Below are 16,328 nucleotides of genomic sequence, written 5' to 3'. Positions count from 1 at the left end.
GGTATAGGAAGGCTGAGGGAACCGTGTTGCTCACGGTCCGGGTGTAGTAGTTGTGGTCATCCGGGGCCGGGTTGCCGTTGTAGCCCTCTTCGACGTAGGTGCCGTTATCCTTGACTTCCTTCACGACGCCGACGTGGCCGAAGTTGGGGTCCGCTCCCCCGGCCCCTGGCGCGTACCAGACCACGGCGCCGACTTTGGGGGCGCGGCCGGTGGGCCAGCCCTTGGCGTCCCAGCCGGCCTTCCACGTCACCGCGGAACCCAGCTGCTGCCCGTCCGGGCGGAAGGTGCCGTTGAGGAACTTGAACGGTGCACTCGTGGATCCCATCTGCTGGTTGACCCGCCACAGGGCGAAGTCCACGCACTCCCGGTAGTACATGCCCAGCGGTGAGGTGCTGGTGGCGGTGGCACCGGCCTGCATCCACGTCGGTGAGTTCTTCCACGGGTAGTCGTTTCCGGCGCTTGACTGTCCGGGGATCCCGCACTCGCTTCCCTGCAGGGAGAACTTAGAGGTGGAGAGAGCCTGGACGATTTTCACGGCCTCGGGCCAGTACCTCTGGTAGTGGTACGGGTCAGCATTGCGCTGGACCTTGTTACCGGCGAGGGTCGGTTCCAGCAGTTCCCAGCCGGGCACGTCCTGCAGGGCCTTGATGAAGTTTGTCGCGCTCCGGGTGGGGTCCATGCGGTCTGCATAGGAGCCCCACGCGCCGTTGTCGCGCTGCTGGAATAACCCCCGCGAGTCCGGGCCGGCGCCGTCGCCGGCGTCCAGCACCCGCAACCCTGACTCCCCCAGGGCCACCATGACACTGACCATCTGACCCTTGACCGAAAGGTTCAGGGCCCTCCCTGCATTCATGATCGCTGCCGCGTTCCTCAGCTGCTCAGCTGAGTACCCGTGGACCTTGGTGTCGGCGCTGATAGAGCCGGAAGGCGCAGGGCCACAACCGGCCGAGGCCGGTTTTGAGTCCCCGAGAAGCAGAACAATCGGCAAGACCAAACCCAGGAGGATCGCCGGCACGATAGCTGTAGCGCCAATCAGCAATCCTTTCGGCTTCACGACTGTTCCCCCTCTGGACTGTTCTGAAGGACACCTGCGGGAGCAAGCATCATCTTTAAAGTGATGCTAGCATCACCAAAAAAATGTTGATACTTCTTGAGGGCGCGGCGGTGGGTGAGAATTGACGAATGCCCCGCATCTACAAGCCACACCCCGGACAGCCTCAAGAGGCTGGAAAGGCTTTGAATGTGTTCAATGCCAATACGCTGCGGGCTGCCGTAATCAGGGACCTCGCCCAGCATCCTGGCGGCGATACCACGGGAGGCATCGCAAAGCGCATCGGCGTGGACTACCGGCAGGTCTACACGCATATCAAGACGCTCGAGGCCGAAGGGCTCGTCTCCGCCGCGGGCGAAGCTGCTGTCCGCAACGGGCAGCGCGTGCAGTACTCGATCGACCTGGGGCGGCTGCGGGAGCAGGGCCTGATCTACATGAGGTATCTCTCGGGAGAGTAAACGCTGAACATCGCAGCGTTCGAGAACGTAGCCCCCGCTGTGATGTTTTGGATCAAAGTCGGGAGTGCCGGGCGGTGAGCATTCGGGAACTGTGGAGTGAGTCCGCAGTGGCGCACTCGCTGCGGGGGTGTAGCCCCTACGACCCCCCAAACCTGTTGTAGGGGCTACACCTTTGATGCCACTCAATGTGCATGGTCAGGCCGTAGTGGGCACCTGGAGCATGTCATGCTCCAGAGTCTACTGAAAAAAGTTCAGTAGTGAAAATTTTTCAGTTGGGCGGATTTTTTCTCTCGGGTCTGGGCGGAAGGTTTCGGAGAGCTTCGGTCACCGCACGCAGGGCATCGATGTTGACTTCTCCCAGAACCCGCGCTGCGAAGTGCTCTACTTCGGCAATGCGGTATGCCTCTATGAGGCGGAGTTCAGCTTCGACCCGCTCCGGGATGGGACCGCTGCGCTGAAGCAGGTAGTTCTCGTCAACGTCAAAAAAGTACGCCAACGCCTTCAGCAGCTCCGGATCCCATCGGTTGTCGGGAGAGCCGGCCAGCAGCCGATGCCAACGCGTTCTTGTGAGTGTGATCCCCTGTTCCGCGAGACCCTGTCGAACGTCTTCGTAAGTGAAACTATCGGCGTCTTTGGCGTGAACGATGTCCAGCAGAAGCTGGATTTTCGACGCAAGAACCTCTTTATCGCTGCGAGGATCTATGGGGTTGTTCTTCGAATTCACGCGTGATCCTGCTCCCGGCCAGCCAGGGCGGCCACATCCTGAGGGAAGCGCTCAGCCAGCGGTAGCGAAGTCACAGCCCTCCTTCTAATTCCGTCATCGTTGAGACCCGTTGCCCGGCCCCGGCGGCTTGTGGAGTGCCACATGAGAAATCAGCCGACAATGAGAGTATATGAGGCTCCGAATGCGACTACGCCGGCTATGAACCCGGCAACGACCTGGGGAGCTGAGTGATCCCGAAGATAGACCCTTGACCAGCAGACAAGCGGGGCCGCCACCACGAACGGAAGACCCAGCCAGCCGAACATCATTACCGCTGACACGGTCGCCCCGCCCAACGTCATTGCATGGCCCGATATCTTCCAGATCGGGCTGATCACAATGAGGGCCACAATCCCGCAAAGGATTCCGCCGATGAGCCCCCAGACGGGCTGAGGCGCGCCGATGACGGCGAGGATTGCGCAGCCAAACAGCGACGATCCCAAGGTCCAGAGCATTACCGGGCGTCGTTGTTTTTTGTCTCCCACATGATGGTCAGTCAGCTTCCCCCTCTTGGCCAGAAGCAGTACGGCAGCAAAGGGCACCAGGCATATGAAGAGGGCAGCGATAATGCCCGACCGGATGGACATCATCCACTGGTCACTCAGCAGGGAAGCCAGAATCAGCAGGAGGGACAACACCAGGGGGGGCTGCGCGATCTCTGTTGCGGACCGGGCCACACGTCCAACGGCGGTGGAGGACCTCTCTGCGGTGGTTGCGGTCGTGGTTGCGGCTGTCACTGTGGTGCCTTTACCGGCAGCACTGATTCCAGGGAACCGACGCCGCCATCAAATCGGGCTTGGACCGCGTTCAGGACACGGCCGGCAAGCAGGGGTGTGGATCGTCCGGAGAGAACGACCTTGTGGTCGCTGGAGCGAATAACGTATTCGTACAGCCGCGCTGAGGGACCCCTCGCGTAGAAGCTTCTCGCAATGGCTGCGAGCCAAGATGCTCGGGAGAGACCCCAATATGATCTTCCCAGCGTGGCCGTGAGAAAGACCAATGCAGTCCGGTCCCAAAGCTGGAGCCGGCGCGAGGCCTTGACGATCGGCGGGATGCCCAACCCGAGAGAAGTGAGCAGAACCCCGCCGTAGAACAGCGGACTGAACAGGACGAACAAGACCTGATGGAGAGATGAACTGCCCACATGGATGTGCATCATGGACATGTAGGCGATCTCTTCGACCGAGGCGAGAGCGACCAGAGCCATGCCGGACGCGACAACTCGGGAACTCACGCGGACAGGCAGGCTTTCTTGAGGTTGGAGGCAAATTCGGAGGACGGAAACGGCCAACAACGCCAAAATGCCCATGTAGGCGCTGGCGTAGATGAAGACCGGCAGCTGCCCGACATTTTCGGGCACGTAGCTCAGGGTGGTCGGAACGAACCGCTGGGACAAGAACGGGACGGTGATTGCTATGGCGGCGATGGCTGCGGCTAGGGGCCGGTGGCTGAAACGTGAGCGGTAGCTTTCATTGGGAGAGTAGGCAGCGAAAATTCCTTCGCGTACCAGCCAGACGGCGCTTGTGACACACAAGTTGCGAACAAGGTGAAGGAAGTTGACGCCGCCGAGGGCAGCATCAATGGTTACTTCGGGTATGACGACGCTTGAGAAAAAGAGGCCGAGCACACCGATTCCGATCGCACCAATAAATGCGGTTGAGGAGCCAGAACGAGCGACAAAAAATAGGCGAACGGCGAATACTGTTGCAAGGATCCAGAACGCGGCAGTGATCATAGACCAAACACTCGTTCGGCCTTTGTTTTTTCCTTCACGGGTGTGGCATGCAGAACCCGTGCCAGGCCAAAGGCCAAATTTTCGGCTGCAGCCTCCGCCTCGTCCAAGGGGACATCGACTGCACGGCACATCCAGCTGACACCGTTCCGCTTGCCGATGCCGGAAAAGAAAGACCCGGCGATCAGTCCATCGAGAGGCTTCCCCTTGTGCCCTAAGAGGATGTGGCTAAGTTCATGCAGCACGACGTGCATGATCCAAACTTGGGGTCCCCGCAGGTAGCGGACGATGCCATGGGTAGAAGTGTCGATCCATTGGCCGGTAACACCTTCCCCCAAGGTGTCCACCGTGCCTTCCTCGAACACCAAGCGTTTGCCGTACTTGGTCTCAACTGCGTTCACGAGGTCGTCCAATTTCGGGTACTTCGGAAGATTTAAGGTCTCGATGACGTCTGCGGTCAGCGTGGACTGTTCCATATCCCTGAGGCTCCGGCTATCCACTGAAAAAATTTCAGTAATGTGTACTATTGAGATCAGCGCCAAAAGCGCCGTGGCAAGGAGCCACCCTACCAAGCTTCCGAAAACACCTGCTGGCACAGGAGGACGCCCCGAAGGCCCGGAGCCTTGGACCAGGGGCGGAAGCTAGAGCTACGCTCCGCATTTTTAGGGGCAACCCACGACGACACGCCGCGCACCTTCCCACTTAAGAGAATCTGATTCATGTTGTGTATAGAAAGTAACTTCGGTCCTGGGAGGGAAAATGCCACAGCTAAGCAAGGGTGAGCGTCACGTAATCACGGCGCGTTTGCCCATCTCGGACGCCGAGAAACTTGCGGCCGTCGTGAATGCAACCAAAGAAAGCCGTAGTGACCTTATCGCTAGGCTCGTGCATGCTCACCTCAACACCATCGACTTAAACCGCATCACTGGCCAGGAGGCCCTGCCTATCGCTAAGGCCAGTTAAACGACTGAAGGCCCGCTTTCGCGGGCCTTCAAAAAGTATGCCGTTCAGATCCGAAATCTTGCCGGACGACGATCTGAACTTAACAAGCTCCCCGTAAGGGGCGCTCCATTTGCTATACCCCGAAGGGACTAGCTGTTGTCTATGGTACCTGTAGCGGCTGTGCCGTCAACAACTGACGCACCGCGAGCAGCGCGTCAAGTCACACCCGACATGGCATGGGCACTCGCCACCTTGATCGCCGGCGCACCCACTTACCGCCTGGGACGCTGGATCGGCGGCCGGTTCCAGTACCCGCGGCCGCAGAATCCGCCCCGGATCACTGCTGCGTTGCCGACACGGCCGGCGGCAGTCCTTATCCACGGGGCAGACGGCTCTGTGGCTACTCTCTGCCTTGACCTGGACACCTCCAAAGCGCTGCAGGGCGTCGTCGATGCCGACGCGCAACGCATCGGTACCCTCCTGGAACGCTGCGGTATCCGCTACGTCGCGGACCACTCCCCCAGTGGCGGACGCCACCTCTACATCCCGCTCGCAGAACGTATGAGCGGCCCTGAAGCCCGGGAACTCGTCGAAGCCATGACCCTCATGGCTCCGAGTCTCGATCCCAGCCCGCACCAGAACATCACCGACGGCTGTATCCGTGTTCCTGGATCCGCGCATAAATCCGGCGGCCACCAGATCCTGACAACTCCCCTGGCCGTTGCCTACGACATCCTGCGCCGCCGAAATCCCGCCAGCGCCGTCGCCGCGCTCCGGCTGGCACTGGCGCCGGAAATAAGACGCGCCCGTGAGCTCAAAGACCGTACCGCCAAAATGATCGCCACCACGACGGCTCACGGTATTCGCCCTCTTCCCTTCGCCGGGAGCCAGTCCCCCTTGCGTGTACTGGCCCGCACAGGCCTGTACGACACGGCCAAGTACGCCAGCCCGTCAGAGGCCCGCATGGCGGTCCTGAACCACTTCGCCGCCTGCGGCTGGACCTTGGAACAGGTCCGCCTCGAGCTGAGCGGCCAGTTCCCCGGCCTCGCAGCCCTCTACACCACCACCGACCGGCAGGAGCGTCTCATCGACGCCGAGTGGGCCGAGGCCTGCCGCTGGATCGAAAAACGGGGAACCCCGCCAACGGGTAGAAGGACTACCCGTATTAACGACACAAGCCTTCCAGAACCCACAGGGGGGGCCATCAGAACCAGCAGCAAAGCTGCTGCACACCAGCTCGTGAACGATCTTGAAAATGTCCTCTACGCAGTCCTGGACCACAGACTGAAAGAACGTGGTCGCGAGGGTCTGAGCCTGCGCCTGCTGTTCCGGGCTGTACTCGGCTACATGCGAACCATGGAAACCGATCTGCTGGACGTAGGCTGCCGTACGTTCGCCGCCGCTCTGGGCAAACACCATGGCACTATCTCAAGGCTGCTCCCGATGCTCGAACAGGCCTCAGACGGCATCTTGACCAAAGTTGCCGATGCCCGCGGCCGTAACGCCGACGCCTACGTGATCCAGCTCCCCCAGCACTTTGAACAACTTGCACGGGAACTCTCCTGGCGCAGCGGAAAGATCCATGGCATCCGCCCTGTATTCCGTGCTCTGGGCGACGTCGCTGCTCTCGTCTACGAATCGATTGAACGCGGACGCCTCTCCCCCACCACAGCAGCAATCGTCCGGTCCACAGGGCTCAGCCGTACGGCTGTAGAAACGGCACTAGCCGCCATGGGTAGCTACAACATGGTCGAACGCCGGCACGGTCAATGGACCATTACCGCCGGGACCAGCCTGACCGCGCTGGCACGCCGGCTCGGGGCACTTGACGACGCAGCAGAGCAGATTCGCCGCCATCGCATGCAGCGCGCAGCCTGGCACGCCTGGCTGGACAGGAACCTAGTATCTGAACTTGCAGAACACGAACTGGAAGACCCCGAATCGGACCTCTACTGGATCCCTCCTTCTGAAAACGAACTGGACCTGGTCGGGGCGCTGTGGAGGGTTGCATAACGCTTCGGGGCAGGCAGATGTCGGAAACCAGTAGGTAAAGTCAACAGGTATTCACTTGCTTCACTGGGTTCACAAGTGAAAAAAGCAAAAACACGGAAACCAGTAGGTAAAGTCAACAGGTATTCACTTGCTTCACTGGGTTCACAAGTGAAAAAAGCGAAGACACGGAACCCGGCTTCACAAGTAAAGCAAGTTGCGCTGGATACGCTTGGATCACTTTGGAAGGGGATTTGATGAAACACGATCTGGACCGCGGCGCCCTAAGCCGCGTTATCGCGGTAATCAACGGCAAAGGTGGGGTCTTTAAGACCAGCTTGGTGGCCAACGTAGGTGGGCTCCTCGCTGAGGGCGGATCACGTGTGCTTCTCGTGGATCTCGACCCTCAAGGAAACCTCGCCGAGGACCTAGGTTATGCCGACCAGGGGGATGGCGGTAGAAGTCTGGCGGCTTCGCTATGTTTCGGGGGAGAACCCGACCTGCTGACCGGTGTCCGAACCAATCTTGATGTCATTGCCGGTGGTCCTCATCTAGACGATGCTGCGGCATTCCTTGGAGCCAAAGCTCAGAAGGATCGTGACGCTGCGCAGCTGGCCCTGGCTAAACTGCTTGCCAGTGTGGCGGGGGAGTACGACCTTGTCCTGCTGGACTGCCCGCCTGGAAATGAGCCCTTGCAGGCTGCCGCCGTCGCTGCCGCCCGCTACGCACTAGTACCGCTGAAGACAGATATGTCCAGCCGGAAGGGTGTCGCCGCCGTCGCGGCACGCATGGACAGCGTCGTCGGCCTTAACCCCTCGCTGGATCTGCTGGGCGTTGTCCTAGTCGGTACCGGTACGAATTCGAAGCAGGTTCACAAGGTCACTCGGGATCACCTCACAGCTGATTTTGGCACGGACGAAGTGTTGTTCCCGATGAGCATTCGCCACGCGGAGGCCACGGCCCAGGCGTGTCGTGAGCGCGGATTGTTGGCGCACGAGCTCGAGCGGGAGCTTAGCAAGGGACCGAAATGGTGGGAGGTCCTGCGTGGTGAAGCGAAAGCCGGCAATGCCGGGCCAAAGTCGGCTTCAAGCGTAGCCGAAGACCTCCACGCTGTCGCCATGGAAGTGACCCGTCGGATCGCCGTCGCGGAATCCCAGGAGGTCAACGCGTGAGCGCCGAACCCACACCCAGCCGCCCGGCCCTCGGGTTGCCCCCGCGACGCACTGCAGCACCGGCCGCCGAGGCGCCGCTGGCACGGATGCTCCCAGGACACCGGCCGGAGACACCCAGGAAGGCGGAACCCAAAGAAACCGAAACAGCGAATATGACGGTGAGTATCCCTGCTGCGCTGCGGAACCGGGCGCGGGCCGCGTACCGGGCGACCAGCTACGCCGAAGGGGACAACACCTGGAGCCACTTCGTGGCGAAAGCCATCGAAGCCGAGACCGCCCGCCGCGAAGCCGAACACAATGCGGGCGAGATGTACCCGTCCTGGGGTGAAAATCTTCCCGGCGGCCGGCGACTCAAGGACAGCTGACCCACACCGCTGAGTCCTTGTTGGAGGCTGTTGGGGTTCGGCTGGGTTGAGTCTTCGCAGCCGGTGCAGTACCTGGGCGTCCAATCGGCCCGGGAGATCTGAGTAGCGTCGCCCCCGGAAGCGTGAGTGGCATGTCAATGCCCTCGGTAGGAGATACCTCCGGTGATCAGGTCAACCTAGGGTCCCTCTTCTGACGGCCCTCTTGAGATTATTCTTTTGCCCCTTCGGAGCGTCGGTTCCACGTTGTGGTGAAGCGCTGGACACGCAGCCACTGCGGCGTATTCTCGGAGCGGCTGTGGAACGTGCAGTCGTCCACGCTAGCTTCGGTGGAATGTTGGATTCGGCATTCAACGTAGACGGGCGCTTCCACTGGGACCCCGACAACGTCGCTCACCACAGAGCTGGCCATCGCGCCATCAAGTGTCCGCAAGACGTCCCTGGCGACAGCTTTGACGCCGTTGGGTGGGAAGCAAATCCTGAATGCCGTTGTCATCAGCCGCATGGGAATTCCCCTACTGTTGGTCTCCAGAATAGCCTAGCTGGACGGGGACATCTGATGCGTGTCGAGCACCGTTGCACGTGGGGCGGACGGCAGGTAGGCCTGACGACTCTTATTGACATGCTCCAAAAAGTATCCGCGTGTTGTGGGCCGGCCCGGCCGCCGGAGAAGATTAAAACTGCCCTGTCCGGCGCCCGTGCTCCTCGGTCTAGGTTCGGGGGTTTCGTTTCGGATTGCCCAGCCAATAGAGCGCGACGTCAACGTCTCTCGCAGTCCATGTGTGTCCGTGCACAGCTGCTGTGGACTGTAGATCTTCTACCAGCTTCATGTAGCGTCCGTACCTGCCGGGCGCGGCGGAGAGTGGGAGATTCAATATCTTCAATCCGGCCCGGGCGCGGCGGTCGTACACCGCCATGCGTTCGGGAGCTGCTGCCAGTAGGAGAGCCGACGCAAGCGCATCTCCGGTCTTGAAGCCAGGCAGATCTGAGAGCGCCCGCCGGCCGGCAGATGCCGCTTGAGGTATGAGGAGCGACTTGTTAGTTACCGCCGACACCGCCTCCTTCGTCACGGCTCGAACTTGCTGATCTCGCAGGGTCATAAGGTCGCTGACCCATGGTGTGTTAGCACGCAGACGCTTCCAGAACAGCAGGGCCCCGATATCGGCCTTGCCAATGCTGCCTGTGTCGAGAATTCGTTCAGCGACTTCGTTGAGCACTTCGTCGTACGCCGTAGAGGTGCTTGATTGGTAGTCGGCGTGGGATTTTTGAAGGGTCTCCCAGTCCTGTGTGGTGAGGATTGGGGCTGTTTCGTCCGGTTGATTCATGCTCCGACGATGCCACAAGTCGGCCTCTTCGTTCAGGTATCACGGGCAGGCGCGTAGTACCGGGTTCATCGTGGTGCCTACCCGGCATCTTGGCCTAGTGGCCGACGGCCCCGCAGCAACCTCACAGGAAACAGAAATCGGCACCACTACAAAACTTTTTTTACTCGCCCTTAGGCATGCCAGTAGTGGTTGTAAGTCAGTGTTGACGATTGTGCTACCTATAGGTAGTATCTATTTTCGGATCGCAACATATGTGGTTCCGACAACACGCCAGCACCCGGACTTACTGCAAACAACAAAGGGTTTCTGGCACATACCCCTGGCAAGGAGCCAAAAATGACTACTACTACTACGCAGATTGAAGCCCCTACGGAGGCTTCCGTACGTCCGTCCCGCATGAAGATCCAGGCCATCACGGTTCCGGGGCGTCAGGCCGTCGCCACCCTGACCCCGGATCTGCTGAAGGAACTCGCCTTCATCTCGACGTACGAGACGAAGGATCCGCTTTCTTCTTCCCCCCAGCAGCACGGCTACCAGCGCGAGCCCATGGAGGCCCGCTTCTCGAGCATCGGCAAGTACTACAACGAGGACGACAAGCGTTTCTTGATCCCGCCGATCATCGCCTCCGCCCGCGTCTACAAACCCGAAGACATTGAAAAGTTCAACGCGCTTTTCAACGCTGGTGACATTGCCGGCATCAAGGCGGCGTTCACAAAGTCGGCCTTCTCAATCGTGGACGGGCAGCACCGCCTGGGTGGTCTGCACTATGCATGGACCCACTTCGACAACTTCGAGGCCGACGTGCCGGTGATGATCTACTACGGCCTGGGGTATGCAGAAGAGGCCCACCTCTTCGACGACATCAATTCGAATCAGCGGAAGCTCCCTAAGGCGCTAATCGAAACGACGAACCAGCACATGATGAAAGCCGGACCGAAGGACCATGCGCAGGTTGTCCGCGAGATTGCCTTCGCCGCGGCCCAGGACGGTGATTCGGTCTGGAAGGAAAAGATCAACATGACCGGGGCCCGGGACCCTGAGCGTTCGGTGACTTATGAAGGCCTGCGCCGTTCGACCAGTCAGATGTTTCCCGAACTCCTCATCAAGCGGCTGGTATCCGTCCGCCTCAATCCGGAGGACACCGCAAAGAAATACTGGGAGATGGTATCCAAGGCCTGCCACGACGCATGGGTCGAAAAGCCGCGCTATGTGCTTGACGAAGAGGGCAACCAGGTCGAGGAGAAGGTCCACTACCGTCTCAAGGACCTCGTCGGTGTGGCATCGCTTGCCAAGCTGGGCAAGGACATCATAAGCACTAGCTTGGACAAGGCTGGCTCCAACGTCGACCTGTTCTTCGATAGCCTTGCCGACATGACCTCCAAGCTCGGAGCCGTCGACTGGGAGAAGGGCGACCACAACCCGTGGATGAGGGGACAGGCTGGATTCGCAGGGCAGAAGGAGCTCTACGAGACCCTTTACAACCTGGTCTACCTCGATCAGCAGCCCGGAGAAGCAGCCGGGCACTAGGTACCTAAAGAACTGAGGGCGGCACCTTTGCGGTGCCGCCCTCAGTAAATCCAAAGCAAGTCCGGACTTACTGCACCATCATTCTATCTCCCCGTAAATCCGGACCGCCTCAGCGGCTCAACCCCTGGCTGGGCAGCAGTTCCGATGAGCCAGGTGTGTTTTGCTAGCCAGCTGTGTAGTAACGCCTGCTGGCCGCGTCCGACTGGATAGGCTCTCCGCATGACATCAAAAATCATCCGCCCCCTGACGGGACGCATCCAGGTTCATGGACTACGGGGACCTCGTGGTAATGAACCTACAAACAAAAGCATGTTCAAAGATGCTGCTGGCGCAGCAATAAGGCCGACATGGGTTAGTGCGTCAGACGGTCGACCCGGTCGAGAGGGGTACTGGGTCATCGCCAGGAAGCATTTGACCGAGGTTGCAGAGTCCATTGCTATTCGTGACGGTTCCGTAGAGGTTGAAATGCACTACAGCCCCACCGAAAAGTGCGACCTACGTTGCCAAAAAGCAGAAGGGGACGACTGCACCTGCGCTTGTGAAGGTAAACACCACGGCAAGGCACAGCACGCATCCTGGGTAGAAGTCGGAGAAACAACTCTCATCCGAGGCGAAGGGCGCAAGGTTGTGAACCGGATCTTGCGGCGCGACCAGGCCAAATTGGATCGGGACGCCCGCCTCCAAGTGATGGTTAGGGAAGTCGTGAACCGCCAACGTGGTCCCCATGAACAAACCAATGCTTGACCTAAGGAAAGTCACGTGGTTTGACCAGAGTGCACCTGGCTGGGCTGAGTGGAAAGACGTAGGGCGTCATGACAAAGACGAATTCAGTTTCTTTGAAGGTGACGAAGAAGTAGCCCGTGCAAGAATCCTTCCTAGATGCCGCCTGGAAGTGCCCTATGAAGGTCTGCGGTCAGGTGCATACGTTGCCGTTCAACACCTGGTGGTTCGTGACGGCCGACGATGCAAAGGCGTGGGTCGGGACGCTGTGGCGCTCTTAATCAGCCAGTATCAGGGGCAGGACATGATTGCCTTTTCCGTAGAGGACCGCTTTTGGACTAAGGCTGGATGGGTTCGTGCCGTCCGTCGGGACGGCGATGACTTCGCAATGACCTTGTTCATCCACCGTGCCCAATAACGACCGGTAGATCGGAGGCTTCTGCCTGGTCAGGTGAGCGGGCGGCATCAAGTACCACCGCCGTCGTGAACGGTTCGCTGACATTGATCGGCGATACTCGATTCATGGTTATCAACATCAGGCTCAGCGACCGAAAGACTGCAGAGAGCGATGATCCGCTTGAACGTGATTGGTACGGCTATGACCCTGGGGCAACACCGAAGCAGCTCTGGGCTAACAATCGCGGAGACTGGTACCTGGACGCCGGCCGCATCGCCCATGAGCGTTGGGCAGCACTCAACTACCAAGGCCGGGTCGTGCTGATCGCGGAACTCAAGAACCCGAATCACGTGATCCTGGCCGGTAACACACGGGCGCCAAAGAAGGCTCTCAGAGGCCGCGTCCTGCCAGCCGGACACTCCATTTACGAAGCCCTGATCGGAACGCAGGTCGAATACGCGCCCGGCAGCAGGAACTCAATTTTGTATGGTCCGGACCCTGAGATGGCCGGCGCCGTAGACGCGGACCTACCTGAGGCGTGGGATCTACCAGGTGCTGTAGGCCAAGGGCTCCAGATGGATGCCGTCGTCCGCAGGGCGATTGAGAACGCTGCCCAGGACCGTTTGATGGGCTACTACCGAGACCGTGGCTGGACCGTTACAGACACCCGGCAAAATCGTCCCTACGACGCTGAAGCGGTCAGGGGTGCTGAACGGATCTACCTTGAAGCGAAAGGCACCCAGAGCAGAGGGGACTCGGTCATAGTCACGCGCAACGAGGTCGATCACGCCCGCCAGTATCCGGGACTCTGCATGATGGGCATGTGGTCCGGGATGCGGCTAGTTGACGGCGAAGTGGACCCTGAGGCGGGAGACTTCAGGATTCTTCCCTTCAATCCGGAAGACCGGCAACTGCGTGCTCGTGACTTTGATTGGACGCTTCCCGGCGACGCCACATGACGACGGCAGAGCACCCGCCGGCGTCCGACGGACTACCGCCGCCCCCAAGGCGCCACTAAGAGGGTGAACAGCAATTAGTGGCACGGCGCCCGTCCATGAGGTGGATATGAGCGCCGGGGAGACAGAGTCTTACGTCCTATCAAAGGTTCCTTTGATGAGCCGTCGGCGCTCCGGTCGGTCATTCATGTCGGTTCATGATCATTCAGGTCACGCTCTGTCCTAGCAATGTGTCTCATCCTGATATTCTCAACACCACATATTTTTGTCCTTTGATAAGACTAGGGGAGTGTATGGCGCGTCTTGGGTACGCACGAGTCAGCTTGACGGATCAAAGCACTGATCTGCAGACCCGTGAGCTGGAGACTGCGGGGTGCGAGCGGATCTACAAGGACCAGGGGATCAGCGGGACGCGGGCAAAGCGTCCGGAGCTGGACCGGATGCTGGACCGTCTCAGTCGGGGTGACGAGGTCGTGGTGTGGAAGCTGGACCGGCTGGGGCGCAACACCCGCCACCTGCTGGAGCTGTTGGATGACTTCAAGTCGCGAGGGATCAAGTTCCGCTCGCTTCGGGATGGCATTGCCACTGACCCGGACAGTGAGATCGGGGGAGCGATGGCTCAGGCCATGGTCACCATCATTTCCGCTTTCGCCCAGCTTGAACGAGACCAGCTTTCCGAGCGCACCAGGGCCGGCATGGCTGCCGCAGCTGCCAATGGACGGAAGGCAGGACGACGGGAGGTCACGGCTGACCACGAGAAGGTAAAACGGGCGCATGAACTGAAGACAAGAGGGCTCAAACCGGCTGACATCGGAAAAATCATCGGGGCCAGCCGGGCCACGGTGTACCGCTACCTGAGCATGGAATCCTGAGATGAACGACTTGCCCGTTCCGGAATTCACCTCTGTGACTGTCGTTCAAGGCCAAGCTTTTGGGACAACACCCGGGACAGTCATAACGCGGGACCCCATAGCCCCGGTCCGCGGGGATCTGTGAGCGATGGCGTACGAGGCGCCGAGGTATGCGTTTTCGGCGCCGGTTCGAATATCCAAACGGCAATGACTTAACGTCTGGCTGTCCGGCTCCACTCCCGCGCGGTCGGGAATCCAGCCGCCAGACGGGGGAGTGACGGGTGGAAGGAAATCACGAGACGGATTCCTTTCGTCTGGTTCAGTTCGGGTTCGGTGATTCGAGGTGGAACTCAACCCGGTATTTCATGAAGCGGATGTTTTGGGCGATGCTCAGGGCGCGGCGGATGCGAAGGTCATCTTCCCGGGCGATGATGACGCCTTCGACTGATTGTCCGGGTTCCAACAACTCTTCCTGGACGTATCCCATGTAGCGCTGGATCTGACCCACCACCGAGTCGCTGGCGCGTTCGCGTTTGAGTTCGACGACGAGGAGGCGTTTGCGGTCTTTGCTGATGGCAAGGATGTCCATGGGCCCGGTGTCGGAAGGGTACTGCTGGCCTTTGACTTCACCGTCTTCTTCGTAGATGTCGTAGTCGCGTCCGAGTTCAGTGCTGCGCCAGTTGTGCACTAGGAAGTCTTCGAGCTGCTTTTCCATCTGGAAGGCCAATTGATCTTCGACCTCGGCAGCCAGCGCGGTGACCAGGGGTTCGACCGGATCCGACAGCTGGGTGAGTCGGGCCAGTTCAGCAGCGTATGCCGACAACGAAAAGACCGTCATCAGTGACCCGGCCGATGAGGCCAGTTCAGGCGTCATCGCCTCTTTGGTGAAGGTGCCGCGCCAGTCTACCCGGCGGCGGTGCGGCAGGGAGGTTCCGGGAAAGTATTCGTAGCCGCCGGCCACGGTGCCGTATGCGTAGGACTGGTCCGGTTTCCGGGCCAGGACTACGTCACCTTCCTTCATCCCTTCGCAGGCCGCCCACAGGTTCCCCATGGAGAGTCCAGCGGAGATCTTTGTTTTGTCCGGGTACAGGGTGAGCCAGACGTCGTTCATGATGCTATGGAACTCCTTGGACCCCTTCCCCAGATACGGCCGGATATCGTAATCACCGACGAAATCGACGCCGAGATAGCCAGCCTCGATCATTTCCTTGGCGTAGACGCCTCCGGTACCCTGGCGGACCATCCAGTAATCAGTCATGCTGCTCCCACGTCGACGGACCAATAACCCTGATTCTGACAGGAAATGTGTGCTGACCCGGTGAGGCGGTGCTGTGGTGTCCCCGCCACAGCGGGCGCCGGCGGCAGCCAGCCGGCTTGGACAGATAATTCCTCTCCCGCTGGGCTGGTTCAAACTGTAGGCTCCGTGCATGACAGACGAGATTCAGTGGCTGGTCCCGCCCGATGCCGTAAGCCTTTCCGGCGATGAGAAGTTCACCGGAATGGCGGGAACGACTGTCCGGGACTTTTGGCAGTTCGCCCTCGGGGACCTGCGAATGAACAACGCGCGCGGATATCTTGCCGAGTTCCTCGTTGGCAAAGCACTCGGCATCACACCTCTGAAACGCATCGAGTGGGACTCCTACGATTTACTCTTTGGTGACATCACCGTTGAAATCAAATCATCGGCCTATCTGCAGTCCTGGGAACAGAAGAAGCCCAGCTCCTTGTCGTTTTCCGGATTACAGGGAACGCGGTATCACCCGCGGGCACCGGGAGACGGGATGGATCCGCTAGGAAGACGTTTCAACGCGATGGTCTATGTCTTCTGCGCACACACTGAGACCGAGCACGCCAAGTACGACCAGCTGAACGTGTCCCAGTGGGAGTTCCACGTCGTACCCCGCAGCGTTTTAGCTGCGACCGGGCTGAAGAGCCTGGGCATCGCCAAAGTACGTGAACTCTCCGGTGGCCCGACGCCGTGGGCCGACCTTGCGAAGAATGTCACCGCTGCCGCCGCGGACCAACGGCGGGATGACGACCCGCCGTGGTGGAACAGCTAGGTCCGCTCCCGCCGAACTGGCTC

Annotated in this window: 16 protein-coding genes; 9 read left to right on the top strand and 7 right to left on the bottom strand. The window is 59.9% G+C overall.

The genetic code is table 11. The features are described from left to right. The coding region (locus AB4Y86_RS00160; RefSeq protein WP_441399342.1) for a CHAP domain-containing protein at positions 1–853 on the bottom strand (853 nt) is incomplete at its 3' end. Between the two features lie 389 nt (positions 854–1,242). Between AB4Y86_RS00160 and AB4Y86_RS00155 the strand changes: the two genes are divergently transcribed. Continuing rightward, positions 1,243–1,509: a helix-turn-helix domain-containing protein gene (locus tag AB4Y86_RS00155; protein WP_441399341.1), complete on the top strand. Its 267-nt coding sequence runs from the start codon at positions 1,243–1,245 to the stop codon at positions 1,507–1,509. A gap of 268 nt (positions 1,510–1,777) precedes the next feature. Here AB4Y86_RS00155 and AB4Y86_RS00150 read toward each other — a convergent pair whose 3' ends face one another. The 4 genes from AB4Y86_RS00150 to AB4Y86_RS00135 form a co-directional block, all read right to left on the bottom strand. Then, positions 1,778–2,233 (bottom strand): hypothetical protein, encoded by a 456-nt coding sequence (locus tag AB4Y86_RS00150; RefSeq protein WP_441399340.1) that lies wholly within the window; start codon positions 2,231–2,233, stop codon positions 1,778–1,780. Between the two features lie 149 nt (positions 2,234–2,382). Further along, positions 2,383–3,009, bottom strand: a complete 627-nt coding sequence (locus AB4Y86_RS00145) for a phosphatase PAP2 family protein (protein ID WP_441399339.1) — start codon at positions 3,007–3,009, stop codon at positions 2,383–2,385. Further along, on the bottom strand, positions 3,006–4,007 hold the full coding sequence (locus AB4Y86_RS00140; protein WP_441399338.1) for a hypothetical protein: 1,002 nt from the start codon (positions 4,005–4,007) through the stop codon (positions 3,006–3,008). The genes AB4Y86_RS00145 and AB4Y86_RS00140 overlap by 4 nt, the downstream gene beginning before the upstream one ends. Continuing rightward, positions 4,004–4,480 (bottom strand): hypothetical protein, encoded by a 477-nt coding sequence (locus tag AB4Y86_RS00135; RefSeq protein ID WP_441399337.1) that lies wholly within the window; start codon positions 4,478–4,480, stop codon positions 4,004–4,006. The genes AB4Y86_RS00140 and AB4Y86_RS00135 overlap by 4 nt, the downstream gene beginning before the upstream one ends. Positions 4,481–5,177: 697 nt before the next feature. Between AB4Y86_RS00135 and AB4Y86_RS00130 the strand changes: the two genes are divergently transcribed. The 3 genes from AB4Y86_RS00130 to AB4Y86_RS00120 all read left to right on the top strand — a co-directional run bounded on the left by AB4Y86_RS00130 (position 5,178) and on the right by AB4Y86_RS00120 (position 8,472). Next, positions 5,178–6,959 carry a hypothetical protein gene (locus AB4Y86_RS00130; protein WP_441399336.1) on the top strand — a complete coding sequence of 594 codons (1,782 nt, stop codon included), beginning with the start codon at positions 5,178–5,180 and terminating at the stop codon, positions 6,957–6,959. 233 nt (positions 6,960–7,192) lie between these two features. Further along, positions 7,193–8,107, top strand: a complete 915-nt coding sequence (locus AB4Y86_RS00125; RefSeq protein WP_441399335.1) for a ParA family protein — start codon at positions 7,193–7,195, stop codon at positions 8,105–8,107. Positions 8,108–8,265: 158 nt separating this feature from the next. After that, the gene (locus AB4Y86_RS00120; protein ID WP_441399334.1) at positions 8,266–8,472 is read left to right on the top strand and encodes a ParB family protein; all 207 of its coding nucleotides are present in this window, start codon (positions 8,266–8,268) and stop codon (positions 8,470–8,472) included. 707 nt (positions 8,473–9,179) lie between these two features. Here the strand turns inward: AB4Y86_RS00120 and AB4Y86_RS00115 are convergent. After that, positions 9,180–9,794: a hypothetical protein gene (locus AB4Y86_RS00115; RefSeq protein ID WP_441399333.1), complete on the bottom strand. Its 615-nt coding sequence runs from the start codon at positions 9,792–9,794 to the stop codon at positions 9,180–9,182. Positions 9,795–10,130: 336 nt separating this feature from the next. Between AB4Y86_RS00115 and AB4Y86_RS00110 the strand changes: the two genes are divergently transcribed. The 4 genes from AB4Y86_RS00110 (at position 10,131) to AB4Y86_RS00095 (ending at position 14,266) form a co-directional block, all read left to right on the top strand. Continuing rightward, a complete protein-coding gene (locus AB4Y86_RS00110) occupies positions 10,131–11,321 on the top strand; it encodes a DGQHR domain-containing protein (RefSeq protein WP_441399332.1) in 1,191 nt (396 codons plus the stop codon). Between the two features lie 219 nt (positions 11,322–11,540). Then, entirely contained in the window at positions 11,541–12,065 is a 525-nt protein-coding gene (locus AB4Y86_RS00105) for a hypothetical protein (RefSeq protein ID WP_441399331.1), read from the top strand. Positions 12,066–12,563: 498 nt separating this feature from the next. Further along, a complete protein-coding gene (locus AB4Y86_RS00100) occupies positions 12,564–13,397 on the top strand; it encodes a DUF3883 domain-containing protein (protein WP_441399330.1) in 834 nt (277 codons plus the stop codon). A 290-nt stretch (positions 13,398–13,687) separates the two neighbouring features. Next, the gene (locus AB4Y86_RS00095; protein ID WP_441399329.1) at positions 13,688–14,266 is read left to right on the top strand and encodes a recombinase family protein; all 579 of its coding nucleotides are present in this window, start codon (positions 13,688–13,690) and stop codon (positions 14,264–14,266) included. A 298-nt stretch (positions 14,267–14,564) separates the two neighbouring features. Here the strand turns inward: AB4Y86_RS00095 and AB4Y86_RS00090 are convergent, their stop codons facing one another. Further along, the gene (locus AB4Y86_RS00090) at positions 14,565–15,503 is read right to left on the bottom strand and encodes an endonuclease NucS domain-containing protein (RefSeq protein ID WP_441399328.1); all 939 of its coding nucleotides are present in this window, start codon (positions 15,501–15,503) and stop codon (positions 14,565–14,567) included. Positions 15,504–15,672: 169 nt separating this feature from the next. Between AB4Y86_RS00090 and AB4Y86_RS00085 the strand changes: the two genes are divergently transcribed. After that, positions 15,673–16,305, top strand: a complete 633-nt coding sequence (locus tag AB4Y86_RS00085; protein ID WP_441399327.1) for a hypothetical protein — start codon at positions 15,673–15,675, stop codon at positions 16,303–16,305. The last annotated feature ends 23 nt before the right edge of the window (positions 16,306–16,328 follow it).

The sequence above is a fragment of the Arthrobacter sp. 2YAF22_2 genome (assembly GCF_052114645.1).
In the GTDB taxonomy this organism is placed as follows: Bacteria; Actinomycetota; Actinomycetes; order Actinomycetales; family Micrococcaceae; genus Arthrobacter.
Note: the sequence above shows the minus strand (reverse complement) of the source record. Positions and strands in the feature narration are given on the sequence as shown.